21 protein-coding genes are annotated in these 23,979 nt (G+C 63.5%); 4 read left to right on the plus strand and 17 right to left on the minus strand.

What is annotated here, in order from left to right:
- Positions 1-173: 173 nt before the first annotated feature.
- On the minus strand, positions 174-671 hold the full coding sequence (locus Y88_RS19615; RefSeq protein WP_018075684.1) for a hypothetical protein: 498 nt from the start codon (positions 669-671) through the stop codon (positions 174-176).
- 13 nt (positions 672-684) lie between these two features.
- Between Y88_RS19615 and Y88_RS19620 the strand changes: the two genes are divergently transcribed.
- Positions 685-783, plus strand: coding sequence for a PEP-CTERM sorting domain-containing protein (locus tag Y88_RS19620; RefSeq protein ID WP_232281033.1), 99 nt, complete (start codon positions 685-687; stop codon positions 781-783).
- Between the two features lie 252 nt (positions 784-1,035).
- Here the strand turns inward: Y88_RS19620 and acnA are convergent, their stop codons facing one another.
- Positions 1,036-3,708 carry an aconitate hydratase AcnA gene (gene acnA, locus Y88_RS10815; protein ID WP_008069127.1) on the minus strand — a complete coding sequence of 891 codons (2,673 nt, stop codon included), beginning with the start codon at positions 3,706-3,708 and terminating at the stop codon, positions 1,036-1,038.
- A gap of 396 nt (positions 3,709-4,104) precedes the next feature.
- Entirely contained in the window at positions 4,105-5,016 is a 912-nt protein-coding gene (locus Y88_RS10820) for a DMT family transporter (RefSeq protein WP_008069129.1), read from the minus strand.
- Between the two features lie 184 nt (positions 5,017-5,200).
- On the opposite strand from Y88_RS10820, the gene Y88_RS10825 reads away from it, so the two are divergent.
- Positions 5,201-6,718 carry a L,D-transpeptidase family protein gene (locus Y88_RS10825; RefSeq protein ID WP_008069136.1) on the plus strand — a complete coding sequence of 506 codons (1,518 nt, stop codon included), beginning with the start codon at positions 5,201-5,203 and terminating at the stop codon, positions 6,716-6,718.
- A 76-nt stretch (positions 6,719-6,794) separates the two neighbouring features.
- Here the strand turns inward: Y88_RS10825 and Y88_RS10830 are convergent, their stop codons facing one another.
- The 8 genes from Y88_RS10830 to xseA all read right to left on the minus strand — a co-directional run bounded on the left by Y88_RS10830 (position 6,795) and on the right by xseA (position 17,414).
- Positions 6,795-7,421 (minus strand): murein L,D-transpeptidase catalytic domain-containing protein, encoded by a 627-nt coding sequence (locus Y88_RS10830; protein ID WP_008069138.1) that lies wholly within the window; start codon positions 7,419-7,421, stop codon positions 6,795-6,797.
- Positions 7,422-7,536: 115 nt separating this feature from the next.
- On the minus strand, positions 7,537-8,088 hold the full coding sequence (locus tag Y88_RS10835; RefSeq protein WP_008069140.1) for a retropepsin-like aspartic protease family protein: 552 nt from the start codon (positions 8,086-8,088) through the stop codon (positions 7,537-7,539).
- Between the two features lie 14 nt (positions 8,089-8,102).
- Positions 8,103-9,227, minus strand: coding sequence for a flavodoxin-dependent (E)-4-hydroxy-3-methylbut-2-enyl-diphosphate synthase (gene ispG / locus Y88_RS10840; protein ID WP_008069142.1), 1,125 nt, complete (start codon positions 9,225-9,227; stop codon positions 8,103-8,105).
- A gap of 100 nt (positions 9,228-9,327) precedes the next feature.
- The gene (locus tag Y88_RS10845) at positions 9,328-11,301 is read right to left on the minus strand and encodes a tetratricopeptide repeat-containing sulfotransferase family protein (RefSeq protein WP_008069144.1); all 1,974 of its coding nucleotides are present in this window, start codon (positions 11,299-11,301) and stop codon (positions 9,328-9,330) included.
- Between the two features lie 169 nt (positions 11,302-11,470).
- Positions 11,471-14,512 (minus strand): TonB-dependent receptor domain-containing protein, encoded by a 3,042-nt coding sequence (locus tag Y88_RS10850; protein ID WP_008069146.1) that lies wholly within the window; start codon positions 14,510-14,512, stop codon positions 11,471-11,473.
- 326 nt (positions 14,513-14,838) lie between these two features.
- Positions 14,839-15,705 carry a M23 family metallopeptidase gene (locus Y88_RS10855; protein WP_008069148.1) on the minus strand — a complete coding sequence of 289 codons (867 nt, stop codon included), beginning with the start codon at positions 15,703-15,705 and terminating at the stop codon, positions 14,839-14,841.
- Entirely contained in the window at positions 15,702-15,905 is a 204-nt protein-coding gene (locus tag Y88_RS10860) for a DUF2093 domain-containing protein (RefSeq protein WP_008069149.1), read from the minus strand. The genes Y88_RS10855 and Y88_RS10860 overlap by 4 nt, the downstream gene beginning before the upstream one ends.
- Before the next feature lie 27 nt (positions 15,906-15,932).
- Entirely contained in the window at positions 15,933-17,414 is a 1,482-nt protein-coding gene (gene xseA / locus Y88_RS10865) for an exodeoxyribonuclease VII large subunit (protein ID WP_008069150.1), read from the minus strand.
- Between xseA and purD the strand changes: the two genes are divergently transcribed.
- Positions 17,413-18,693 (plus strand): phosphoribosylamine--glycine ligase, encoded by a 1,281-nt coding sequence (gene purD / locus Y88_RS10870; protein ID WP_008069152.1) that lies wholly within the window; start codon positions 17,413-17,415, stop codon positions 18,691-18,693. The genes xseA and purD overlap by 2 nt on opposite strands.
- Positions 18,694-18,747: 54 nt before the next feature.
- On the opposite strand, the gene Y88_RS10875 is transcribed toward purD, so the two are convergent.
- The gene (locus Y88_RS10875) at positions 18,748-19,689 is read right to left on the minus strand and encodes an adenosine kinase (RefSeq protein ID WP_232281081.1); all 942 of its coding nucleotides are present in this window, start codon (positions 19,687-19,689) and stop codon (positions 18,748-18,750) included.
- 211 nt (positions 19,690-19,900) lie between these two features.
- Between Y88_RS10875 and Y88_RS10880 the strand changes: the two genes are divergently transcribed.
- Positions 19,901-20,266 carry a hypothetical protein gene (locus tag Y88_RS10880; protein WP_008069155.1) on the plus strand — a complete coding sequence of 122 codons (366 nt, stop codon included), beginning with the start codon at positions 19,901-19,903 and terminating at the stop codon, positions 20,264-20,266.
- A 4-nt stretch (positions 20,267-20,270) separates the two neighbouring features.
- Here the strand turns inward: Y88_RS10880 and Y88_RS10885 are convergent, their stop codons facing one another.
- From Y88_RS10885 to Y88_RS10905, 5 genes are all read right to left on the minus strand, one after another.
- Positions 20,271-21,434 carry a saccharopine dehydrogenase family protein gene (locus Y88_RS10885; protein ID WP_008069157.1) on the minus strand — a complete coding sequence of 388 codons (1,164 nt, stop codon included), beginning with the start codon at positions 21,432-21,434 and terminating at the stop codon, positions 20,271-20,273.
- A 114-nt stretch (positions 21,435-21,548) separates the two neighbouring features.
- On the minus strand, positions 21,549-22,103 hold the full coding sequence (gene dcd, locus Y88_RS10890; protein ID WP_008069163.1) for a dCTP deaminase: 555 nt from the start codon (positions 22,101-22,103) through the stop codon (positions 21,549-21,551).
- A gap of 31 nt (positions 22,104-22,134) precedes the next feature.
- A complete protein-coding gene (locus Y88_RS10895) occupies positions 22,135-22,590 on the minus strand; it encodes a cytidine deaminase (RefSeq protein WP_008069165.1) in 456 nt (151 codons plus the stop codon).
- 11 nt (positions 22,591-22,601) lie between these two features.
- The gene (locus Y88_RS10900) at positions 22,602-23,345 is read right to left on the minus strand and encodes a glycoside hydrolase family 25 protein (RefSeq protein WP_018075689.1); all 744 of its coding nucleotides are present in this window, start codon (positions 23,343-23,345) and stop codon (positions 22,602-22,604) included.
- 67 nt (positions 23,346-23,412) lie between these two features.
- Complete coding sequence (locus Y88_RS10905) at positions 23,413-23,895, minus strand: UPF0262 family protein (RefSeq protein WP_008069169.1); 483 nt, start codon at positions 23,893-23,895, stop codon at positions 23,413-23,415.
- Positions 23,896-23,979 lie beyond the last annotated feature (84 nt).

Raw genomic sequence — 23,979 nt, forward strand, 5'->3', positions numbered from 1 at the left:
GAAATTCATCACGTCAAGCCGATCAAGATCAAGCACGCCAAGCCCGTTCACGTCGCCCATCGCCTGGCCCCGCACCGTGCGCGCCGCATCGTGCGCACGACGATTACGCGGACGTGCGAACCGCCGCAGCAGCTGGCCATGGCTCCGGTGCCCTATATGGCACCGATGCCGCCTCAATCCGGCAGCAGCGGCGGCACTCCGATCGTGATCGGCGGCGGCAGCTCGGGCGGCTTCGGCGGCGGATTTTTTGGTGGCTTCTTCGGCGGCAGCACCGGCGGCGGCAGCGTCGTGGTCTCCTCGACCAGCACCGGCTCGACCTCCACGTCGACGTCTGGCGGGTCCAGCTCGACCTCGGGCGGGTCCACATCGACCTCCGGCGGTTCGACTTCGACCTCGGGCGGCTCCACGTCGACTTCAACATCCACGTCCGGCGGGTCAACCTCGACATCGGGCGGGTCGACGTCCACTTCCAGCTCGACTTCGGGCGGGTCAACCTCGACATCGAGTTCGTCGTCGGGGAATGTCACCACCAGCACGTCGACATCGACCAGTTCGGGCAACGTGACCACGAGCACGTCGACATCGTCGAGCACGAGCTCCTCGACGTCTTCGTCCTCGTCGACATCCTCCTCGTCGAACGGCTCGACGACGACCACGACGACCAGCTCCAACGGCGGCACCGAAGTGCCCGAGCCTTCGATGGTGATCCTGTTCGGCCTCGGCGCGGCAGCTCTTGTCGCCCGTCAGCGCTGGGGCAAGCGCGGCGCCCTGCCTTCGGCCTGATCGCACACAGTCAAGCGCCCGTCTCCAGCGGGTGGTTCGGAAGGAAGGGCGGCCTTGTGGAGAGGCCGCCCTTTTTCGTGGGCGATAGCCACCGCCTCACAACTTCTACCAACCTGCGATGCGTTCATCTCATTGCAGGTCCGTATGCCCTCGCGCCCGATCCCATCCCGGCAATGACGCACGCAAACGAAAAGGGCGGCCCCGACCGGGACCGCCCTTTCCTGATGGCTTTGCTAGAAGCTGTAAGGCCAATCAGGCCGCCAGCTTGCGCAGCACGTACTGCAGGATGCCGCCGTTGTTGAAATACTCGATTTCGTTGGCGGTATCGATGCGGCACAGCGCCGTGAACGTGAAGGTCGAGCCGTCCTTGCGGGTGACGAGAACTTCGACGTCCTGACGCGGCTTGAGGCTGCCGACGCCCTTGATGGTGAAGCTGTCATCGCCGGTCAGGCCGAGCGACTGACGGGTGTCACCGTTCTTGAACTGCAGCGGAAGCACGCCCATGCCGACCAGGTTCGAACGGTGGATACGTTCGAAGCTTTCGACGATGACCGCACGAACGCCGAGCAGCTTGGTGCCCTTGGCAGCCCAGTCGCGCGACGAACCGGTGCCGTATTCCTTGCCCGCCACGACGACGGCCGCAGTGCCGGCTTCCTTGAACTTCATCGCAACGTCGTAGACCGGAAGGACTTCGCCGCCGAAGCTCGAGAAGCCGCCTTCGGTGCCCGGAACCATTTCGTTCTTGATGCGGATGTTGGCGAAAGTGCCGCGCATCATGACTTCGTGGTGGCCGCGGCGCGAACCGTACGAGTTGAAGTCGGCCTTGGCGACCTGGTGCTCAAGCAGCCACTTGCCCGCAGGGCTGTCGGCCTTGATGTTGCCGGCCGGGCTGATGTGGTCGGTCGTGATCGAATCGCCCAGGATCAGCAGCGGCTTGGCTTCGATGATGTCGCTGACCGGTTCGGGGGTCATCGTCAGGCCATCGAAGTACGGCGGGTTGGCAACGTAGGTCGAACCTGCACGCCACTTGTAGGTTTCCGAACCGGTGACGTTGATCGCCTGCCAGTGCTTGTCGCCCTTGTAGACGTCGGCATAGCGAGCCTGGAACATCTTGCGGTCGAGCGCGCCGGCCATGACCGAAGCGACTTCCTCGTTGGTCGGCCAGATGTCCTTGAGGTAGACGTCCACGCCGTCCTTGCTCTTGCCGATCGGGGTGGTGGTGAAGTCTTCGATCACCGTGCCCTTGAGAGCGTAAGCAACGACCAGCGGCGGGCTGGCGAGGAAGTTCGCGCGCACATCGGGGCTGACGCGGCCTTCGAAGTTGCGGTTGCCCGAGATCACCGAAGCGGCAACGATGCCGTTTTCGTTGATCGCCTTGCTGATCGGTTCGGCGAGCGGACCCGAGTTGCCGATGCAGGTGGTGCAGCCGTAACCGACGAGGTTGAAGCCGATGTTGTCGAGGTGCGACTGGAGACCGGCCTTTTCGAGGTAGTCGGTGACGACCTGCGAACCGGGAGCCAGCGAGGTCTTGACCCAGGGCTTGGGCTTGAGACCGAATTCGTCAGCCTTCTTCGCGACGAGACCGGCCGCGATCAGCACGCCGGGGTTCGACGTGTTGGTGCAGCTGGTGATCGCGGCGATCACGACGTCGCCGTCGCCGATGTCGTGGGTCTTGCCTTCGACCGGAACGCGAGCCTGCGACTTCTTGTAGACTTCGGCCATGTCCTTGTTGAACACGTCGTCCACGTCGGGGAGCACGACCTTGTCCTGCGGGCGCTTGGGGCCGGCAAGCGAAGGAACGACCGTCGAAAGGTCGAGTTCGAGCGTCGAGGAGAAGATCGGTTCGACCGACGGGTCGATCCAGAAGCCCTGTTCCTTGGCATAGGCTTCGACCAGAGCGATCTGGTCTTCTTCACGGCCGGTGAGACGCAGGTAGTCGAGCGTCTTGCCGTCGATGCCGAAGAAGCCGCAGGTCGCGCCGTATTCGGGCGCCATGTTGGCAAGCGTCGCACGGTCGGCGAGGGAAAGACCGGCAAGGCCCGGACCGTAGTATTCGACGAAGCGGCCGACCACGCCATGCTTGCGCAGCATGTTGGTGGCAGTCAGCACGAGGTCGGTGGCGGTCACGCCTTCCTGCAGTTCGCCGACGAACTTGAAGCCGACGACTTCGGGGATCAGCATCGAGACGGGCTGGCCGAGCATGGCTGCTTCCGCTTCGATCCCGCCGACGCCCCAGCCGAGCACGCCCAGGCCGTTGATCATCGTGGTGTGGCTGTCGGTGCCGACGCAGGTGTCGGGATAAGCCACGGTCACGCCGTTCTGGTCGGTGCTGGTCCAGACCGTCTGGGCGATGTTTTCGAGGTTCACCTGGTGGCAGATGCCGGTGCCCGGGGGAACCGCGTAGAAGTTGTTGAGGCTCTTCGATCCCCACTTGAGGAAGTCGTAGCGCTCAAGGTTGCGCTGGTATTCGATCTCGACGTTCTGTTCGAACGCCTTGGGGTGACCGAATTCGTCAACCATGACCGAGTGGTCGATGACGAGGTTCACGGGAACCAGCGGGTTGATCTTGCTGGTGTCGCCGCCGAGCGTCGCGATCGCATCGCGCATCGCGGCAAGGTCGACCACGCAGGGAACCCCGGTGAAGTCCTGCAGCAGCACGCGCGCCGGGCGGTACTGGATCTCGTTCTGCGATTCGACGGGGTTCTTCTGCCAGTCGATCAGCGCCTTCACGTCCTGGGTCGACACGGTGAAGCCGTTGTCTTCAAAACGCAGCAGGTTTTCGAGCAGCACCTTCATCGAGAAGGGCAGACGGGAGATGTCACCGAACTGGGCAGCAGCCTTGTTCAGCGAGTAATAGGCATAGTCCTTGCCGCCAACCTTTAGCGTGCTGCGGGTGCCGAGCGTATCCTGTCCAACGTGGGTCATGGCTGAGAGGTTTCCCTTGTTGTTGCCTGCATCACTGCCGCGCCGCCCGGGGAACCGAGTCGCCTGCCCCCCGTCTGGACCCGCAGAAGAGCCCAGGACGATGAACCGGATGACCCGGAGCGCGAGACAGGTCATGCCTTGCGAAGCCGATCGCGCGATGCGCGTTTGAGGGGGCCGCGTCAAGGCCGGGAGCGGCCTAAAATGGCCTGTTTGCGATCGAATGCGACATTAGTCCCATTAATCCGGGACAGTTATCCTGCTTATTGCGTCGCATTTGCAATAAGGCCGCCAAATCGCGCTCTTGAGCCCCATTCGGTTACTCTACGGCAACCATCCCCGCCCCTCCCGCAACCTCGCGAAGACGTAGCAGAGTCGATCGGGGACTCGGCATTTCGATCATGCGGGATTGGGTTGCGCGGCATCGGCACGGGGCGCCCGCGCGCTGATCGCGACAAGGCACCCGGTCACGATCAGGGCAACGCCCGCCAGAGTCCGCAAGGTGACCGGCTCGGCAAAGAGCAGCCACCCGACGAGGGCCGCCCAGATGAATGCGGTATATTCAAGCGGTACCAGCACTTGCGCCTCGGCCCGGGCATAGGCCCACCCGATCAGCATGAGCGACACGACCGCCAGGATCGCCCCGGACACCAGCAGGAGTGCGGCATGCGGCGGCGGCACCGGCGCCAGCCACCACGCGCCGGGTGCAAACAAAAGGACGATGAACAGGTTCTGGAAAAAGGCGATCTCGTCCGGCCCCGCCAATTGCGCCTGTCGCCGCTGAAGCACGAGATTGATTGCATAGAGCACCGCCGAAGTCAGGATCGCACCCATGCCCCGAACCGCGGCGGGCGAATAATGGCCGCCGAATTTCCCCGCCGCGATCGCCCCGACGCCTGCCAGTGCGAGAACCGAGCCGAAATAGGCGCGCCGCTCAATCCTCTCGCCCAGAAAGGCCGCTGCCAGAAACAGCGCGATCAGCGGCGCGATGAACGACAATGCCATGGCTTCGGCCAATGGCGTATAGATGGTGCCATAGAAGAACAGGCCCGCCATGACGCCTGCCGTTGCCGACCGCACCGCATGGAGCCGCAGGACCGGCATGGTCGGTAACCAGCGTCCACCCGTCCGGCGGCGGCCCAGCGCCCAGATCGGGGTCATCACCAGAACCCCGAACAGATTGCGCCAGAACATCGCCGAATAAGGCCCCACCGCGATCGAGGCGGCTTTCATGACGCCATCCATGACGCTGAAACTGGCAAGGCCCGCCACAGTGACGGCAATCGGGATCAGGGGAGACGGAGCGCGCACTCGCCCCGCTTACCCCGAAGGCAGGCCGGTGTTAAGCAGCGCCGGGACGCCCTTTTCGCCGCAGCGCGCTTGATCGCAAGGCGGGCTTGGGGCAGGGAAATTCCGGCGTCCGGCACGGCTCTCGCGACTGTGGGCCGTACCTTCGCGCCGAACCCGACCTCCTAACGGCAGGAAGCAGCCCCCCATGCGCGCACCCAACGGGACCAAGATGTCGGTCCTGTCCCCCGTCACTTATCTCCTCGGCGCCGGTCTTGCGGTCTCCGGACTCATCGCCGCCCCGATCGCGGCACGGCCTGCGCAACAGGGGCCCACCGATCTGATGGCGCAGACCCGCCAGCAGATCCAGGGCACGAACGCGACGCAGGGACAGGCAACGACGGCGCCTCGCGCGACGCCTGCCGCCCACACCACGACGGCGCCACGCACCACGACGCAGCCCCCCGCAACCACCGGCGCTGCCGAAATCGTTGCACCCACTCCGCTCAAATCCGCCACCCCGCCCCAGACGATCATCGAGGTCGAGCGTCCCGAAACGCTCCCGGTGGTCAACTGGAGCCTGGGCGACGCCAGGGCCCTGCTTGCCGCGATCCGGGGCATCGGCAGCGAAGGGCTGTTCGCGCGCGACTACCAGCCCGCTACCCTTGCCGCGCTGATCGCCAAGGGACAGAGCGAGGAACTCGACACGCTTGCCAGCCACCTGTTCATCTGGCTGGCCGAAGACTTGCGCGACGGCCGCACGCCGATGACGTCGCGAGAGCAGTGGTTCGCGGTCGATCCGGACCAGGACCTGCATCCCAACACCGAGCTTCTGCGCGAAGCGACCGAATTGCACGACGTTCCCGGCGTCCTCGCCTCACTCGATCCCGCGCATCCCGATTACGCGATGCTGCGCGACATGCTGGCCAAGACCAAGGACCCCAAGCAGATCGCGATGATCCGCGCCAACATGGACCGCTGGCGCTGGCTGGGCCGTGATCTGGGCCTGCAATACCTCATCATCAACGTGCCGGAGCAGGAACTGCGGCTGACGGTGAACAACAAGATCATCCGCACCTACAAGGCGATCGTGGGTCGTCCGGGCAAGACCGCAACGCCGCAATTGGCCGAGCAGGTCAAGAACGTGGTGTTCAATCCCACCTGGACCGTGCCGCAGTCGATCGTCGTGGGCGAAGGGCTGGGCAAGGACCTGATCGCGCATCCGGCCAAGGCCAAGCGTCTCGGCTATGTCGCCACGCAGAGTGCGGACGGCACCATCACCGTGGTTCAGCAGCCCGGCAACACCAATGCGCTGGGCCGGGTCAAGCTCGACATGCCCAACGATCACGCGATCTACATCCACGACACGCCCAACCGCACACTGTTCAACCAGCCGCAGCGCGCGTTGAGCCATGGATGCATTCGCGCCGAACGCGCGACCGAACTTGCCATGACGATGGCCATTCTGGGCGCGGACCTGCCCCCGCAGACCGCCGTCGACTACTCGCTGTCAGGCAAGTACACCAAAGTGCCGATGGCCAAGCCCTTTCCCGTCTACATCACCTATTTCACGGTGGCGCGCGACGTGAACGGCCTCATGCGCAGCTTCCCCGACCTCTATGGCCGCGATGCCAAAGTGATCGCCAGCTTTGCCCAGCCGCGCCAGCTGCACACGACCCAGCGCAAGAGCACCGAGGAAGTGATCAAGCTGGATAACCCGCTGTAATACGGTCGTTTCAATCAGAACAAGGGATGGATTTCGTCACTCCGGCGGGGTGACGAAATCCCCTGATGCAGGTCGCTCAGCCAAGCCCCAGCCGGTCGGCAAAAAGCAGACGCCCGGCTGCCATGTGCCAAAGGGCATTGGGAAAATCGGCTTCGGCCATGGCGAAACAGCCGTCGCTGCGGCCCAGCTTGCCCCATTTGGCCAGCATGTCGGCATTGGCATAGCGGGCCGGATGCATGACGACCGCCCGCACGGCAGCATTGGCATTGTCGGGTTCGAGCCCGCCGAGCCGGATCGACGGCCCATATTTCCCGTCATACCATTCATACGTGACATAGGCCCCGCGCGACGTTGCGAGGCTGCCGACGGCGTTGGAAAAGACTTTCAGGAAACCGTCGTGCTCGGGATCGGACCCGCGTCCGTGGGCGACGAGATAGGAATGCACCGTCCCGGCTTCGAGATCTGCGAAATGCAGCCGGGGCAAGGATGACGGCAAGGCAAAATCGGCAAGACCGACCACATCGGTCCGCCACAACGACGGTCGCACCCGTTCGAGCTGTTGCCGAGCAACGCCCAGAATGCGGCGATGCTGTTCGCTGATGTCGTAAGGCCGGGCAAAGACCCGAGGGCCCGTGATCAGTCCGCTCGCAAGCGCGCCGCCAAGTACCGCCCGTCTGGTCAAGGTCATCGTCGTCGATCCCATAGCCCGTGCGTCAAGCTATCGCACGACCAAGCATAACTGATCGGGGTGGATTTTTCATGTCCGTGCGTCGCGGCAAATCGCGCGGACGTCGCAACCGGCGGGCAGTCCGTCCGGTTCAGTTGCCGATGACGAGCTGATCCCGGGTCATCGTCACCGTGCCCAGCCGCCGCAGGACCGACTGTCCCAGCAGGCTGGTGGAAAGACCGCGCGCGATCACGGCATCGACGTTGGTCAATTCGTGTCCCGCGATTTCAATATTCTGAAGGCGGACCGGCGCACCGTATCCGGTTCCCGATGCCGTGCCGAGGATCGGGCGAAACGCCGACGCGTCGGCAGAGATACCGAGTTTCTGCGCATCCGCCTCCGTCAGGGCGACGCCGTCGGCGCCGGTATCGACCAGGAAACGCACCGGTTGGCCGTTCACGTCACCATCGACGTGGAATTGCCCACCGGCATCGCGAGGAATTGAAAGTCCCCCGCTCTGCCCGGCCGACTGCGGCGCGCCTTCGACGCCGAGCGGAGCCGCCGGAGCCGGTTCAGGCGCCCCTACCGGCCGGTCTTCGGCCGGTGCATCGGTCGGGGCGGCAGGAGTCAATGTCCCGAGCGAAGGCGCCACGAATGCCACCACCACCAGAACGCCGAGCGCAAAGATGAGGTAGCGATTCATGGCGCCATCACGACTCAGGCGTGAGCTTCGACCTTGACGGTCGCTGCTTCGATTTCGGCTGCCTTGGCTTCCACCAGCGAGACGATGTGATCGAGCATTTCGTCCGAGTTGATGTGGTGGTCGGTCACGCCCGACAGGTAGACCATGTGCTTGCCGTTGCCGCCGCCGGTGACGCCGATATCGGTTTCGCGCGCTTCGCCCGGACCGTTGACGACGCAACCCAGGACCGAGAGCGAAATCGGAGTCTTGATGTGCTGCAGCCGGTCTTCCAGTGCTTCGACGGTGCGGATGACGTCAAAGCCCTGACGCGCGCAGGACGGGCACGACACGACGCGAACGCCGCGCGTGCGCAGGCCGAGCGCCTTCAGGATTTCGAAACCGACGCGCACTTCCTGTTCGGGCTCGGCCGAAAGCGAAACGCGCAGGGTGTCGCCGATCCCGGCCCAGAGCAGGTTGCCGATACCGACCGAGGACTTGACCGTGCCGCCGATGAGACCACCGGCTTCGGTGATGCCCAGGTGCAGCGGGCAGTCGACCGCTTCGGCCAGACCCATGTAGGCCGCAACCGCCAGGAACACGTCGGAAGCCTTCACGGCCACCTTGTATTCGTGGAAATCCTGATCCTGCAGCAGCTTGATGTGATCGAGTGCGGATTCGACCAGCGCCTCGGGGCAGGGTTCGCCGTACTTTTCGAGAAGATCGCGTTCGAGGCTGCCAGCATTGACGCCAATGCGGATGGCACAGCCGTTGGCTTTGGCCGCCCGGACCACTTCGGCGACGCGATCGGCGCTGCCGATGTTGCCGGGATTGATGCGCAGACAGGCCGCACCCGCGTCAGCTGCTTCGAGAGCGCGCTTGTAGTGAAAATGGATGTCCGCGATCAGCGGAACACGCGAGGCTTTCGCGATCTTGCGGAAAGCGGCGGTGCTTTCCTCATCAGGGCAGGAAACACGGATGAGGTCGGCTCCGGCTTCCTCGCAGCGACGGATCTGATCGATCGTCGCCACCGGATCGGCCGTGGGCGTGTTCGTCATCGTCTGGACAGTGATCGGAGCATCCCCGCCGACGGGGACCGAGCCGACCATGATCTGGCGGCTCTTGCGACGCGCGATATCGCGCCAGGGGCGTACGGAAGACATGAGCCGCCCTATAGCCGAGCCGACCGACAGAAGAAAGGCGCAGCGAGCGTACCTGACGAAAGGTCGGAATCAGATCCGCAAAGCCGCTTTTTCCGCAGGGTCAGGCATAGCCGAATTTCTCAATCCATGGCGCAAGCATCGGAAGAATCGGCGCCAGATGGTCTGCATAGCGATGCCAACGGCCGACCGCGTGGCGATAGAGCGGGCTCGTCACCTGAGCATAGCTTGCCGTCCGCACGACACCGCGCGCGCGCGCCGCCTTTCGATGATCGAGTTCGCCCTCGGGCCAGGACAGCCCGAGCCTGTCGAACACCGGGCGCAACGCCTGCTCCGGCGAAGCGATCAGGTCTTCATAGGCAACTTCAGCAACCTCGAGATCAAACACGTCACGCGCCCGGGTCCAATGGCGGAAGGACAAATCATAAAGCGCAGCTGCATCGTTCAGATCGACAAAATTGGCCATGGCGGCATTGAGACGGAAATTGGTGATGAAGCAGCTCAGCAACACATCGCAAGGATGCCGCAAGGCCAGAATGAACTGCGCGTCGGGGAAAATGCGACGGATCACGGGCACCTTGCCAAGGTGCATGGGGTGTTTGTCGACAATGACGGTTTCAGAATCGGTCCCGACCAAAGCCGCAGCCCGCTCGAAATAGCGGGCACGGGCAGCAAGGATCTCATCCTGGGAAAGGCTCGGCAAAGCCGCCACCCCGCCCAGTTCGCGCTCGATCTCTTCGATGAAAGGCTCCTCTTCGAGCACACGCACTTGCGGCACCGCCATCAGCATGGTGTCGAGCAAGGTTGTGCCTGAACGAGGAAATCCAACCACGAAAATCGGACTGCGCTCAGCCGGCGGTGGGGAAGGCGACCAGGAGGCCAGCCAGTCAGGCGACAGAAGCGCCAAGGCATCCTCACCCTTTTGTCGATAGGCCGCCGCGCGTGCACGCGGATCCGCTCCATCTTGCTGCCAAGCCTCGTTCATGGCGGCGAAAGCAGCAAAGGCTTCATCTTCACGGCCCAGCCTGTCCAGCAACTCTCCACGCAATTGCCATTTGCGCGACGCAATCATGACGTCACCGGCATCATCAAGACGCGCCAGTGCGTCTTCGAAGCGATCGGCCCGCTTGAGGCGCAAGGCGTCGATGAAGGCAAGAACGCGCTCCTCGGCCCCTTCTCTCGATGCCCGTTCCCGCAGACCTTCCAATTCGCCCTCACGATTGACGCGCTCCAGCACGGCGGCAAGGCCGACGAACGCAGGCGTGAAGCCCGGACTGACGGCAAGAGCTCGCTCCAGAGCCTCTTCAGCCCGGGCAAATTCATTGCGTTGACCGGCAACGTGACCGAAATCGGTCTGGATATCCGCACGGTCGGGAGCGCGGCGCGACGCTTCCTGAAGAACGGCGAATGCCCGGTCCTCTTCACCACTTTCCAGATAATGTCGGAACAGGGCCAGAAGAGGATGCGGATCTTCAGGAAAATCGGTCGAGGCCCGCGAAAGAACGTCCACCGCCTCTTCTACGCGCCCGACAAGAAGCAAGGTCTCGCCCAGATTGATGCGGATCGGCGGCGCATCAGGCGCAACCCGCACCGCTTGTTCCAACGCCGCGACGGCTTCGCCGGGCTTGCCCATATCGGTCAGCGCATTGCCCAGATTGTTCCAGCTCGCCCAATCGGCCGGAACCTTGCTCGTGACATGGCGGTAAAGCTCGACCGCCGTCGCGAACTCTCCAACTTCCTGAGCTAGATAAGCACCCAGTCGGGCAAGACGAAGACTGGGGTCGCCAAGTGCACTTTCCCTGTCACAAAGTGCATGGGCCCCATGCAGATCCCCCATTTGCAGCAGAGCTTCAACAAGATTGGCGCGAATGACCGGATCTTGTGGCCGGAATACCTGCGCCTTTTTCAAATAGGAAACTGCGCGCTGATGGGCTCCACGATGAAATTCGATCGCCCCGCCAAGCGCCAGGAAAGCCGGGTCCTCGGGATTGCGTGCAATCGCACCTTCGACCAACCGGGCCGCTTCATCAAGGCGTCCCTGCTGCGCCAACCCGGCGATCTGCTGCAATTCCCGCATTGTGTTCACCGGCACTTCCCGATTGCAGGCGACCCTGGTCGCCATTTCCGTCCGGCTGAATCGCGCCCCTTCCCAAGGACTGTCAATCAAAAGCAGCCGGAACCAAAAGGAAACGGGTGGCAGCCATCCCGAGATCGCTGCCACCCGTTCATATCAAATCACGCTGAAATCAGAACGTGACCGTCGCACCGAAGTGGAAATAACGCCCCAGAGCGTCATAGACGCCCGGGTAGGTATTCCCGTTACAATAGGTGCTGTAGCACTGCGACTGGGTCGGCGAGCTGTTCACGAGCGGCGGATCGCGATCGAACAGGTTGTTGATCCCCATCCGCAGAGTCAGGAAGTGATTGACCCGTCCCTGAATGGCAAGGTCGATATAGCTCTGACCGTCGATGTGCGAGCCAAGCTGGTCCTTGTAGGAGGCAATGCCGATGGTCGAGCTGGGATTCTTGTAATCCACATCGACAGGGCCGACATAGCGCCAGGTCACCGAAGCAGTGATACCGACCGGCGTTGTCCACGACACGCGAGCCTTGTGACGCCACTTGGGCAGCGGCACGCCGCAGCTGACCCCGAAGTAACCGGCGCAGTTGTAGGTTGCCGAGACACCGTTATCGACGAGGTAACGCGACAGCAGGCCACCATCGAAGTTTCCGCTCAGCGTGCCGAGCTTGCCGATATGGTGCGTCATCGTCGCATTGAAATCGAAGCCGCGCGTCTCGACACCACCGATGTTCTGGTAGGTATCGTTCACATAACCGCTGGTGGTCAGCCACAGCGAGCCGGCCGCGTTGCGGTTGATCAGACCACAGATGCCCGATTCAGGAGCTGCATTACAGGCGCCAAGGATCGCGTCTGCACCGATCTGCTGGATCGCGTTGCGGATCTTGATGTCGTAATAGTCGACGCTGAACGTCAGGCCGGGAATCTGGTGCGGGGTCAGGACCACGCCCAGCGACTTGGTGATCGCCACCTCGGGACGCAGGTTGGGATTACCGCCTTGCATGCCGTTGTACTGGGCAGAGGGATTGCCCTGAATAGTCTGCCCGACGCGCAGACCCTGTGTGAGACAGCCGACATCAGCCGCTGTAATCGCAAAGCCCGCACACGGATCGGTGGAACCGTCAAGCGTGACATGATCCGGCGAGAACACTTCCTGAATGTTCGGCGCACGGACCGCACGATTGATCGAGCCGCGGAATGTGATGTCCTTCACCGGCTGGAACGTCAAACCGACTTTCCAGGTAACGGTGTTGAAGTTGTTGCTGTTCGAATAGCTGTAGTGCGAATAACGAATGCCGCTTTCCAGATTCAGGGCATAAATCGGCCCATCCGTGATCAGCGGAGCATTCATTTCGCCGATGGCTTCATAGACGTTGTACGAGCCACTGATCGGCAAGGTCGCACCACCTTGGCCAGCAAGGTCACCGCTGATGTATTCGTCGTTCGGCGTGAGCGAAACGCTTTCATGGCGATAGGCGCCGCCGATGTTGATCAGGATGCCCTGCGACGACCACGGCGACTTGATACCGTATTCGCCCAGATCTCCCGACAACGATGCTTCGGCAATATGCTGGGTGTTTACACCTTCCTGACGACCGATAGCGCTGATGTAGTTGAGCGCGGCCGACGAAATACCGTTACCGGAAAAGACGTCGTAGGGGACGCAGCCAGAAGCAGCACCGATCGAGCAGGTCGGCGTTCCGTTAACGTCGACAACGTTGAGCGCATTGGCCAGGCGAGAAATCGAAACGTCGTTATAGTACGCTTCGCTGTAGTTGACTTGGCCGAACTGATAGTAAACGTCGTAGTGCCAGCCCTTGCCGATGTCCCCGCTTGCACCGATAACCGCGCGATAGTCCTTGTGGTTGAGGTCGTCGACGCGTGCACCGCCTTCAACATTGCGCTTCAGCAACTGGAAATAGGCAGTCCCCGGCGCTGCGGGGGAGAGGGTCGCAAGCGTCGCTGCCGAAAGGCTGGACGCGAATGCATTGGTGACCGGATAATTGCCGAGATACCCGATGACCGAGTTGGCGTTGGTGCAGAGGGTCGAGGCCTGCTGTGCCGACAACAGCGGATTGTTGCAGTTGATCGTCATCGTGTTGCCGAAGTCGCCCGACGGTGCGATCTGCGCCATCGAGTGGTCCGACATGAACATGAATTCGAGGTAGGGCTTGAACGCGGGGCTGACGTCAAAGTTGACGAAAGCACCGGCCGTCACGCGCTCGTCCGGACGCTGATAATAGTTCGTCGGAGCGTAGTTGTACCGGCTTGCGGCACCGGTCGTCAGCGTATGCGCGCCCAAGGAGCCGATAGTCGAAGAGGCACCGCCGGTCGGGGTGAAATACAGCGCATTACCGGCTGCCGACGTCGCCGAACCGCCGCACTTCGTAGCACTCGCCAACGAGCAGGCGCTGTAATCGCGCTTGTTCTGGGTGATGGCCGAAACGTTGCGGTAACCGGCATAAATCATGAGGTGACCCGCGCCGTCGGCAAACTTGGTACCGTAGGCAAGGGTTCCGTCGAAGTTGTTACCGTCAGCAACACTACCCTTGGGGTAGTTGAAGCCCGACAGCCCCTGCGCATTGGCAGTGTCGATTGCCGAACGCACAACGCTGTTGCTGTTGCCGTGCTGATAGAAACCGTCGTTGAGGTCGAGCTTGAAGCCGGTGAAGTCCTTGTCGATGACAAAGTTCACGACACCCGAGACAGCGTCGGCACCATAAGTCGCCGAAGCACCGCCGGTCAGAAGGTCGACGCGCTTGATCAGAGTCTGGGGAATAAAGTTGAGGTCCGCAGCCGAGCTGAAGGGATCACCCGACATCAGGCGACGGCCGTTGACCAGAACGAGCGTCCGCTTTGCGCCCAGATGGCGCAAGTCGACTTCAGCCGTCCCGCTGGCGCCGTTGGAAACCGACGAACTCTGCGCGGCAAAGACCTGGGGAAGCTGGTTGAGGAGATCTTCGATCCGGGTCAGACCCGTGGTCTTGATGTCTTCGTTATTGATCGACGTGACCGGCGCAACCGACTTCAGATTCGGGGAAGCGATACGCGAACCGGTAACGATGATCTCTTCCGCAGCGGGGGCCGCAGCGGGAGTCGACGGCAGCTGAGTGGGAACGTCTTGCTGCGCGAGTGCAGGACTTGCTGCAAGCGCGAGGCCAAGAGCGGCAGGCGCCACTCCAGCCTTCAGCTTCTTGATGTGCTTCATGAGTATCCAGCCCCTTTGACATGGAGGGCCAGCCCTGGGGCCGGCATCATTCAGGACCAGGAGGTTGCCGTTCCAATCGGCGCAATTGTGCAGCTTGGTTTAGCCCCCCCGGATGGCACTTCGATGGCCCAGCCGACGGCGGGAAGTAAAGAGGACCGGTGTCAATTGGTATCAGTCTTGTTCCCGATGTAACCGTTTTGCCACACAGGGGTGTACGGGAAAGCCCCGGAAAACCGGGAAAAAATGCCCCCCATCATCGCAGTCGCGCAAGATTATTACACGCAAGTGACAGCGCGTTCGAAAATCATTCTAAATCGGTGCACTTTTCAGATCTGAATGAACAAGAGAGGGTCCAGACGGCGCCCTTGCCACGTCAGTCCCCAATGCAGGTGTGGTCCGGTGGCGCGACCGCTCATCCCGACGTGGCCAAGTATATGTCCCTGACGCACGATGTCCCCTTCAGCGACGAAAAGGGCCTGTGCGTGCAGCATTGCGCTCGACAGACCCATGCCGTGATCGACGAGAACGAGATGCCCTTCGAGCGTGAACGGATCGGGTGTCGCGGCAAGGACCACGACGCCGTCGGCGGGCGCATGAAACGGGCTTCCTGCCGCAGCGGCGATGTCCATGCCCGAGTGATAGGCCCCCGGTTCGCCACGATAGATCCGCTGCGCGCCGAAACGGCCAGTGATCGGCCCGGACGCGGGCCGGATCATCGTCTGGCGCCAGCCGTCCGACGCATTCGTGTGGGCGCGGGCCGCAGCGATCCGGGCCAGTTCGATCGCACGGCGGCGGGCAAATTCCTCGTCCGGCAATCCCGGCGGATGACGCGGCGCATCGACATGTTCGATCCGCCAGGCACGGGGCGCAATCGTCAGGACGCGCGAGGTTTCAACACCCTTGGCATCCTGTGCCACCAGACGCGCGGCGGCCGGGGCATCGCGGTCGAAGGCGAGGAAGAACGCGCCATCCTCGGCAAAGGCCAGCGGCTTTCCATCGAGCAGCAAGGCAACGGTTCCCACCGGAACATGCCCGCGCATCCAGCCGCCCTGTGTCGCGGTTCCGGTCAGCGTGAAAGGATCGGCTTGCGCCCGGCACAGGACCGATCCGCCCCCCAAACCGGGCAGACTTGCCAGCCCGGCCAGAACACCGCCCAGAACACCGCGTCGCGAAGGCAACGCGGCGAGCCTCACACCTGACCGAGCAGACGCTTGGTCGAAATTTCCGCGCTGGCGTAGGCTTCCTGCCGTTCCGCGCTCCAATAACGCAGCAGATCGAGCGGGATCTTCGCGCCCGTCACCGCGCAGAGCACGTGATCGCCCGGCGAGAGCTGGCGAAAGGTTCCGGGCAGGTAGTGAAGTCGCGCGAGGCGACCGGCAGGAGTTGTCAGCATGGCAGGGTATCTAGAGCCAGTTCGCGATCAAAGCAATTTGGGCTGGCGGTCGCCGGTCGACGGCGGCGTTTTCGCACGCGCCGGGCGGGGTGTGGGCTCTCCTCCCGTCGAACCGGCACCGGCCGGGACAACGCCCAGCGATCCATCGGCGAATTTCAGCGTGAGTTCGGCCTCGCCCGCCGCTGCCGAGCGCGTCTTGACCACGCGCCCGGCGCTGTCGGTCACAAGCACGTAACCGCGTGCCAATGGCGCTTCGGGATCGAGCGAACGGCGCAGGCGGTCGAGCGCATCGACGCGTCCGCGCGCAGTCTCGATCCGTTGCAGCAAGGCTTCGGGACGCAAGCGCAAGGCCAGAAGCCGTTCGCGTTCGCGGCGCAAGCGGGTTTCGAGCAGCGCCGGGCGCAGCGATCCGGCATGGCGCGCCAGCATCGCCGCCGCCAGTTCGGTGCGATGGCCAAGCGAGCGCCGCAGACGCTCGCCCAGATCGTCGAGCCGCTGCGCCTGTCCCGAAAGCAGGGCATGGGGCGGCGGCAGGCGTCGAGCCCGCTGGTCGAGCCGTTCGCGCGCCTGCGCAAGCTGGCGACCGAGCGCGCGCTGACGCCGCGCTTCGAGATCGGCAAGGCCCGCCATGAGTTCGGCCCGCACCGGCACTGCCATTTCGGCAGCGGCGGTGGGCGTGGGCGCGCGCCGGTCCGCCGCGAAATCGGCAAGCGTGGTATCGGTTTCGTGCCCGACCGCGCTGATCACCGGAATGGTCGATGCGGCAATCGCGCGCACGACTTCTTCCTCGTTGAAGCTCCACAAGTCCTCGATCGAACCACCGCCACGCGCGACGATGACGAGATCGGGACGCGCAACCGGGCCGCCGGGTTCAAGCTCGGAAAATCCGCGCACGGCCGCCGCCACCTGGCTTGCCGCGCCCTGTCCCTGCACCAGCACCGGCCAGACCACCACATGACTGGGAAAGCGATCGCGCAGGCGATGGAGAATATCGCGAATGACGGCGCCGGTCGGTGACGTCACCACCCCGATCACCCGGGGCAGATAAGGCAGGGGGCGTTTGCGCGCGGGATCGAACAGGCCCTCGGCCGCAAGCCGCGCCTTGGTCTTTTCGAGCAGGGCCAACAAGGCGCCCTCGCCCGCGATTTCCATGCGGTCGATGACGATCTGATAATTCGAGCGGCCAGGATACGTCGTCAGCTTGCCGGTGGCGATGACTTCCACCCCGTCGGCGGGCTGGAACCCCAGGCGTTGCACACTGCCGCGCCACATGACACCGTCGAGCCGCGCGTTCTCGTCCTTGAGGCTGAGATAGAGGTGGCCCGAGGCCGCCCGTTTCACGCCCGAAAGTTCGCCACGGACGCGCACGAAACCGAAACGATCCTCGACCGTGCGCTTGAGAAGCTGCGAGAGTTCGGAAATCGACAGCGCCGGGGCGTTGTCCCCCGCCGCTTCCCTCGCTAACAGCCCGGATCGGGCGTCATCATCGCTCGCGGAAGGAAAGACCATGAATATCCTGTTGCTGGGTGCCGGCGGACGCGAACACGCGCTGGCGTGGAAACTGGCTCAATCGCCGCGCCTGGGCAAGCTCCATGCCGCCCCGGGCAATCCCGGGATTGCCGAACATGCACAGATCCATGCGCTCGATGTCACCGATCACGCCGCCGTGATCGCCTTCTGCGAGGCGGAAACGATCGACCTCGTCGTCATAGGACCGGAAGCGCCGTTGGTCGATGGTCTTGCCGATTCCCTTCGCGGCGTCGGGATCAGCGTGTTTGGACCGAGCCAGGCGGCAGCCCAGCTCGAAGGGTCGAAAGGCTTCACCAAGGACTTGTGCACCCGCGCCGGAATTCCGACCGCCGGATACCTGCGCACCACTGATCAGGCCGAGGCGCTTGCCGCGCTCGACCGCTTTGGCCTTCCCGTCGTCATCAAGGCGGACGGACTTGCTGCAGGCAAGGGCGTGGTCATTGCCGAAACCGCCGAGGAAGCTCGCGCCGCGATCGCCGACATGTTCGGCGGTCAGTTCGGCAGCGCCGGCGCCGAAGTGGTGATCGAGGAATTCATGGAAGGCGAGGAAGCCAGCTTCTTTGCCCTGACCGACGGCGCGACCATCGTCGCGCTCGCCTCGGCGCAGGATCACAAGCGTGTGGGCGATGGCGACACCGGCCCCAATACCGGCGGCATGGGCGCCTATAGCCCGGCACGCGTGCTGACCCCCGAACTCGAACGCGAAGTCATCACCCGCATCATCGCCCCGACGGTCAAGACCATGGCGGATGAAGGCACACCTTATTCGGGTGTCCTTTATGCCGGGCTCATGCTGACCGCGCAGGGTCCCAAGCTGATCGAATACAACTGCCGTTTCGGCGACCCGGAATGCCAGGTGCTGATGATGCGGATGGAAAGCGATCTGGTCGAACTGCTGTCCGCCGTCGCCGAAAACCGGCTCGCCGCGATCCAGCCGCCCGCTTTCTCGCCTGAACCGGCGCTGACGGTGGTCATGGCCGCGCAAGGCTATCCCGGCACGCCCAAGAAAGGCGGACTGATCGCCGGAATCGACGCCGCACAAGCCGATGGCGCCAAAGTGTTCCACGCGGGCACCATGCTCGACGGCGAAGGCACCTTGCGTGCCAATGGCGGGCGCGTGCTCAACGTCTCGGCCCGGGGCGCCAGCGTGCGCGAAGCGCGGGACGCAGCCTATCGTGCGGTCGATGCCATCGATTTTGCCGAAGGGTTCTGCCGCCGCGACATCGGCTGGCGCGAAATCGCCCGCGAGGAAGCCTGACCGATTCGACGGTATCCGCGCCTTTGCGCGGATACCGTCATATACCTTGAGGTCTCAGGCCAGAAGAGGCGCCACCAGCGCCTTGAGATCCGCTTCCGGCCGGGCGCCGTAATGCGAGATCACTTCCGCCGCCGCCGTTGCACCTAGGCGCAGCGAGGTTTCGAGCGGAAGCCCCCGGACATGGCCGAGCAGGAACCCGGCCGCAAAGAGGTCCCCGGCACCGGTCGTATCGACGACGCGCGCGACGGGCGCGGCCGAAACGCTTGCATGTTCGCCTTCGCTGATCGCGTGGGCGCCCTTTTCGCTGCGCGTCACGACCAGCGTCGGCACTGACTTTGCCAGTTCGGCCATGCCTTCGTGGAAATCCTCAAGCCCGGTCAGGGCCGCGAGTTCGTGCTCGTTGGCAAAAAGAATGTCGATTTCGCCCGCCGCGATCATCCCGCGGAAATCGTCGCCATGACGGGCAATGACGAAAGCGTCAGAGAGAGTGAAGGCAACCTTGCGTCCGGCATTGCGGGCGGCGGCGATCGCGCGGCGCATGGCCCGGCGCGGCTCTTCGGGATCCCACAGATAGCCTTCGAGGTAGAGCACCGCCGAATCGGCAATCACGGATTCGTCGAGCTGTTCGGCGGGCAGGAACTGCGACGCGCCGAGGAAGGTGTTCATCGTGCGCTGCCCATCGGGCGTCACGAAGATGAGGCAACGCGCCGTCGACGGGTCACCGGCGCGTGCAGGCGTGTCGAACGCAATGCCGCCCGCACGGATGTCGTGGGCAAAGACTTCGCCGAGCTGGTCCTGCGCCACTTGCCCGATGAACGCACACGAAGCGCCCAGAGCCGCAAGCCCCGCCAGGGTATTGGCCGCCGAACCGCCCGAAATCTCGCGCGCAGGCCCCATCGCTTCATAAAGGTCGTGCGCCCGCGCGCTGTCGACCAGAGTCATGCCCCCCTTGGCCATGCCCAGTCGTTCGACATCCTCGTCGCTCGCGGCGGCCATGACATCGACGATCGCATTGCCGATGGCGACGACGTCGTAACGCGGGCTGGTAACAGGCGTTTGCTGATCAGAGGATTGGGGCACCCGGGCGGCTCCATGGATTGGGGGCAAAATGCTCGGCGCCGCCTAGTCGCTTGCGCGCGAGACGACAAGAACCATCAATCGCACGGCGATTGACACGCGCTGCGGGGCGGGCAATGGCAAAGCCCCCATGCGCGCGGTCCTTCCCCTTTCGCTTGCCTTTCTGCTTGCCGCTTGCGGTGGAGGCGGAGGCCCCGGTTTCGTTCCGACGGTGAGCAAGCCCGACCGCCACATGTCCTCTCGCGAACAAGGCTTGCCCGGCGTGATCGGCGCCGATGCCGAGGCGCTGATCCGCCAGTTCGGACAGCCCCGCCTCGACATCCGCGAAGGCGAGGCGCGCAAGCTGCAATGGTCGGGCAGCGCCTGTATCCTCGATGCTTTTCTCTATCCGGGCGAGCACGGTCGACGCCCCACGGCCACTTATGTCGATGCCCGGCGCGGCGACGGTCGCGACGTCGACAAGGCCGCTTGCGTCGCCGCGCTCCGGAGAAACTAGAGCCTCACTCTTCCACGCCAAAGGTAATCTCAGCGTGGGCACGCAGGCGCTCGACCAGTGCTTCGCCCAGGATCGCGCCGGGGGTTCCGATGCCGCCTGATGCCTTGCTGTCGAGCAGGGCCAGGCCGGTTTCGGCAATCATTCGGCAGGTCGAACCGTAACCGGGATCATAGCGTCCCTTGACTGCATAGCGCAGGGTCTTTCCGTCCGGCCATTCGCCGATGAACAGCACGTCATAGAAACCGTTGGCGCGTTCTTCGGGTGTCGGCCCCTCACCCGGTTTGGGATCGTTGGGCGTCCCGATCATCGGCGTCTTTGCCACATAGTCGGCGGCCGCCTTGCCCGCATCGCCCGGCCCGGTCAGCACCATCTCGTCATAGACGAAATCGGTACCGTAGGGATGGCCGAGCAAGAGATTGGTGCGATGCACGTTCTTGGTGTTGATGATCGCCATGACGAATGGTGCGGCCCAGCTTCCGGTCGCTTCATCGAGCATCGGGCGATCGCCGCTCGGCTGTTTGGGCCCGGTAAATCCCGGCGTGAGACCGAAAGGATCGGTCATGATCCGGGCGAGCGAAGGGTCCTTGGCAATGGCGGCAAGGCTTGCCTGGAGACTGGCGGCGGTCCCGCCCGAAAACTTGCCCTGCATCGCCCGCACCCGGCATTTCACCCGGGGGGCGGCGCTGCCGAAACGCTTGCGCGCCTCGGTCTGAAGCATGAGCACGCCCAGATCGAAGGGGATTGAATCAAAGCCGGAGGAAAAGCTGATCCGTGCGCCGCTTGCCTTGGCCTGTGCATCGAAGCGGTCGATCATCTGGCGCATCCACACCGGTTCGCCGCACAAGTCGGCATAATCGGTTCCCGCCGCAACACAGGCCGCCAGCACGCCTTCACCGTAAAGCTGATAAGGGCCGACCGTGGTCACGACCACTCTGGTCGAAGCAGCCATCGCGCCAAGCGAAGCGGGATCGTCGCTGTCGGCCACCACCAGCGGGGTATCGACGGGCGCACCGATCAGATCGCGGACTTGCGCCAGCTTTTCCTCGCTGCGCCCGGCCATGGCCCAGCGCAAACCGGTCCCGCCATAGGCCCCGGCGAGATATTCGGCGACCAGCCGCCCGGTGTAGCCGGTCGCGCCATAGACCACGATGTCATAAATCCGTGCCATTCCTCATCCCCGATACGCCGCTTACGATTTAATCGGGTGATTAAGTCAGGTTGCAGCGAACTGCAATGGCAGGATTTTGCGTTTTCAGATGGCCCGTTCAGATCCGGGGCCCCTTCAGATCCGGGGCAGAGTGACGCCCTTTTGCCCCATGTACTTGCCCGCGCGGTCGGCATAGCTCGTCTCGCACGGCTCGTTGCCTTGCAGGAACAGGAACTGGCACGCGCCTTCGTTGGCATAGATCCGCGCAGGCAGCGGCGTGGTGTTGGAAAATTCGAGCGTCACGTGCCCTTCCCAGCCCGGTTCGAGCGGGGTGACGTTCACGATGATACCGCAACGGGCATAAGTCGACTTGCCGAGGCAGATCACCAGCACGTCGCGCGGAACCCGGAAATATTCGACCGTGCGGGCCAGTGCAAAGCTGTTGGGCGGAATGACGCAGACGTCGGTCTGGCGATCGACGAACGAATTGGCCGCGAAATCCTTGGGATCGACCACGGCGGAATCGACGTTGGTGAAAATCTTGAACTCGTCGGCGACGCGCGCGTCATAGCCATAGGACGACAGGCCATAGCTGATGCAGCCGTCGCGCCGCTGGTTTTCGACGAAAGGTTCGATCATGCCGTCTTCGAGCGCCTTGCGGCGGATCCAACGGTCGGACAGGATGGCCAAGGAAAATCCTCGCGTAACAGGAAAAGAGCGTTCAGCCGCCGGACAGCGGCCCATTTTCGAGATTGGCGGGGCCGAATGCGAGAGGCAAGAGCGCGCTCAGGCGCATTTCCACCGTTTCGTCGGCTCCAGTGGACAAAATCAACGGATCGGTACCGCCCAGCGCCGCCAGTTCGTTGAGAATTTGGCGGCACCGCCCGCACGGACCAACCACGCCTGCCGGAACGCCCTCGGTTCCCCCGACAATCGCCACTGCGATCAGCCCGGCCCGATGCCCGCCATGGCTGGCACACGTCGCCGCACTCGTTTCGGCGCAAAGCGAGAGGCCATAGCTTGCATTCTCGAAATTGCTGCCGGTCACGATCGTACCGTCGGCAAAGAGCAACGCCGCCCCGACATGAAAATGCGAATAGGGCGCATAGGCATGAGTCATCGCTTCGCGGGCGGCGGCAATCAGGTCCGCCTTGCGCGTCTCGTCGAGGTCGACCATGGCCTTGCTCCTCACGGCTGAACCGCAACCCAGCGGACCGGTCCCGCCACGCCGGCAATGTGCAGCCGATGCGTCGCGGTCCACAAGACCCACGGACGGCTGACATAGCCCGGCACCCAGTAATCGCCGGTGATCCAGACATTGCGCTCGATCCGCGCGGCGAGATGATAGCGTTCCTCCACCTCTGGCGAAGGCATCAGCACGACCGGATGCCCGAGATGGCGCTCCACCTCGTTGATGAAGGTGGTCAGTTCGCTGTCGATCGTCGCTTCGCGCGGCGGATTGGGGCAATGCTCGGGATCGAGCGAAATCGAGATCGCAGCGGGCAGCAATCCCCGGTCGCGCGGAACGGTGGTGACGAAATTGCCCGCCTGACCATCGGCAGGCGCGCACAAGTCGTAAACGTGGACGGCCCCCACCTGAAGCCCGGCGGCATGGGCAGCATCGACCGAATCGACAAAAGCCAAATCGCGATTCCCTGCGCCGCTGCTGGCCGTCAGATAGACGAAATCGGCGCCGTGCCCGCCCGGCCCGGTCGCCTTGATCGTGTGCCATTCGACCGGTCCGTCATGCGCGTCGAGCCACAGCCCCTGAACCGGATAGCTCGTGCGGTCCGGCGCCCAGTGATCGGCGACATAGTGCAGCCCGAGAGTCCCCAGCGCCACAGCCGCCACGGCGCCGGCCAGAAGCGGCCAGAAGCGTCGCACACGGCGCGACGCGCTTTGCTGCGGTGCATAGCCCGCGGAAGAAGGCATGAATACTTGACCCGAAATAGAAATCCGCTCCGCACGGGAGCCTGTCGAAGCCCGCAGGCCGACTCTGTCAGCCCTTGATATGCAGGACGCAGATCAGCGTAAAGAGGCGGCGCGCGGTGGCAAAGTCGGTGTCGATCTTGCCCTCCAGCCTTTCGAGCAGAGTCGTCGCCGCATCGTTGTGGACGCCGCGCCGGGCCATGTCGATCGTCTCGATCTCTTGCGCGGTCGCCCTGCGAATCGCCTGATAATACGATTCGCAGATCGCGAAGTAGTCCTTGATCGGACGGCGAAACCGCCCGAGTCCCAGGATCACCGTTTCCAGAAGCGTGCCGCCCTCGTCCGAAACCGCCAGGATCAGTCGCCCGTCCTCGACCGACAGGCGCAAACGATAGGGCCCTTCGTGCCCTGCGGCAAAAGCGCGCAGCGGCTTGAACGTATTTTCCTCGATGAGATCGAAGATCGCAATGCGACGCTCCTGCTCGATATCGGCATTGCGCCAGATGATCGTCGCTTCATCGAGTTCGATATGGGCAATGCGAGGATCCGCCATAATGGTAGGGTGATTGCATGACCTGCAAGGCCGGGGCAAGCCCTCCCCGCTATCCACAGAGTCATCAACAGCCCCGCAGCTTGT

The organism is Novosphingobium nitrogenifigens DSM 19370, from assembly GCF_000192575.1.
GTDB lineage: Bacteria > Pseudomonadota > Alphaproteobacteria > Sphingomonadales > Sphingomonadaceae > Novosphingobium > Novosphingobium nitrogenifigens.

Coding starts and splice junctions, on each gene's coding strand:
- acnA (WP_008069127.1), bottom strand. CDS start 3,708: ATGACCCACGTTGGACAGGATACGCTCGGCACCCGCAGCACGCTAAAG.
- Y88_RS10825 (WP_008069136.1), top strand. CDS start 5,201: ATGCGCGCACCCAACGGGACCAAGATGTCGGTCCTGTCCCCCGTCACT.
- Y88_RS10860 (WP_008069149.1), bottom strand. CDS start 15,905: ATGCTGACAACTCCTGCCGGTCGCCTCGCGCGACTTCACTACCTGCCC.
- Y88_RS10885 (WP_008069157.1), bottom strand. CDS start 21,434: ATGGCACGGATTTATGACATCGTGGTCTATGGCGCGACCGGCTACACC.
- Y88_RS10830 (WP_008069138.1), bottom strand. CDS start 7,421: ATGGGATCGACGACGATGACCTTGACCAGACGGGCGGTACTTGGCGGC.
- Y88_RS10835 (WP_008069140.1), bottom strand. CDS start 8,088: ATGAATCGCTACCTCATCTTTGCGCTCGGCGTTCTGGTGGTGGTGGCA.
- Y88_RS10845 (WP_008069144.1), bottom strand. CDS start 11,301: ATGCGGGAATTGCAGCAGATCGCCGGGTTGGCGCAGCAGGGACGCCTT.
- Y88_RS10905 (WP_008069169.1), bottom strand. CDS start 23,895: ATGGCGGATCCTCGCATTGCCCATATCGAACTCGATGAAGCGACGATC.
- Y88_RS10900 (WP_018075689.1), bottom strand. CDS start 23,345: ATGCCTTCTTCCGCGGGCTATGCACCGCAGCAAAGCGCGTCGCGCCGT.
- Y88_RS10895 (WP_008069165.1), bottom strand. CDS start 22,590: ATGGTCGACCTCGACGAGACGCGCAAGGCGGACCTGATTGCCGCCGCC.
- ispG (WP_008069142.1), bottom strand. CDS start 9,227: ATGTCTTCCGTACGCCCCTGGCGCGATATCGCGCGTCGCAAGAGCCGC.
- Y88_RS10880 (WP_008069155.1), top strand. CDS start 19,901: ATGCGCGCGGTCCTTCCCCTTTCGCTTGCCTTTCTGCTTGCCGCTTGC.
- purD (WP_008069152.1), top strand. CDS start 17,413: ATGAATATCCTGTTGCTGGGTGCCGGCGGACGCGAACACGCGCTGGCG.
- xseA (WP_008069150.1), bottom strand. CDS start 17,414: ATGGTCTTTCCTTCCGCGAGCGATGATGACGCCCGATCCGGGCTGTTA.
- Y88_RS10850 (WP_008069146.1), bottom strand. CDS start 14,512: ATGAAGCACATCAAGAAGCTGAAGGCTGGAGTGGCGCCTGCCGCTCTT.
- Y88_RS10875 (WP_232281081.1), bottom strand. CDS start 19,689: ATGGCCGCCGCGAGCGACGAGGATGTCGAACGACTGGGCATGGCCAAG.